This is a genomic window from Candidatus Bathyarchaeota archaeon, from assembly GCA_026014585.1.
Taxonomy (GTDB): Archaea; Thermoproteota; Bathyarchaeia; order Bathyarchaeales; family Bathycorpusculaceae; genus Bathycorpusculum.
In genome coordinates this window covers 1-1,102 of the sequence record JAOZIA010000017.1, presented here as the reverse complement: position 1 = coordinate 1,102, position 1,102 = coordinate 1, and the positions used below count along the sequence as shown (strand labels likewise).

Here is a 1,102-nt window from a genome sequence, read left to right as displayed (position 1 = left end):
TGGATGTCTACATCCGTGGCGCTCCAGATTTGCAATACCAATTCCCGAAGGATCCCAATTTCATTCCTTTCCAGGCTAACCCAAATCCAGTTGTCGAGACTCAGGGTCCCGACGATTTGGTTAATACTGGTGAGATCGATTGCGCACCTTTAGGAGGGGCAGTTGATCCAGCATTGGATGTATCATTTGCATTAGAATCAGCTTCAGAAATGCCATTGTCCGTGACCCAGATGCTGAAGAGGTACGTGAAAATTGATGTTGACCAGGAGGTGGCAGGTGTTTCCAATTTCGACATGTACCCATATTCCCTCAGTGCTGATTTTGAAGTTGATCCCTTCAATACTGCCACCAAAACTAATTATCATTCATTTTGGACGGCACCATTTGCATTTCAACGTGGTTCTGTTCGCCACAGGCTCACATTTTCCAATGAAGCAAATACCGAGCCCAATGCGTTTCGAGCTCTCGTCGGTTACATACCCGAAATTGGACCGGTTTGTGGTGCCTTGCCAACAAGGTTCATTTACCAATCCAACGATAGGTTTGCAGCCGAAACGTCAGCACACCAGCAGTCTGGTGGTTTGATTGTTTCCTGTCCCTACGCAAGTAGGTGGCGAATGTCGCCAATTGGGTATCGTAGGCTTCGTACCGACGTATATCCGATTGACTATTGCCTTGGCAGGTTGAAAGTTTCGAACCTTGGTGATTTGTCTTCAATTTCCCGTGCTTACGGCGACGATTACCAACTCATTTTCTTTGTCGGTGTACCAGTTATGGTCATCGCTCCCACGTAGTTACTTTCGTTTTTGTATTTTACCAAGTTCCCTGTTATTTGTTATTTTGCATATATAGACGAGAGTTTTTAAGCTACGCGTCATTAGAATAAGCGACGTTAAACCTCTTTTGCAGCGTAAAGTTGTAAAAGAGGGCTTTTCTCTCCCAAAAAAAAAAAAAAAAAGTAACTACGTGGTTTCGATGTCAAGATCAAGATGGCAAAGACTGCGTTTCATCGCGGCAAGATCCAAGTGTCCTTTGTACCTGGTATCAACCCTGCCAATGTCAGTTTACGTGATTCTGCATATGCTTACAGGACCGTGATTGA

1 protein-coding gene is annotated in these 1,102 nt (G+C 44.6%); it reads left to right on the top strand.

Going from position 1 to position 1,102, the window contains the following annotated elements; genetic code table 11:
* Positions 1-794, top strand: a 794-nt coding sequence (locus NWF01_06050) for a hypothetical protein (protein MCW4024581.1), incomplete at its 5' end; no start/stop codon positions are given.
* Between the last annotated feature and the right edge of the window lie 308 nt (positions 795-1,102).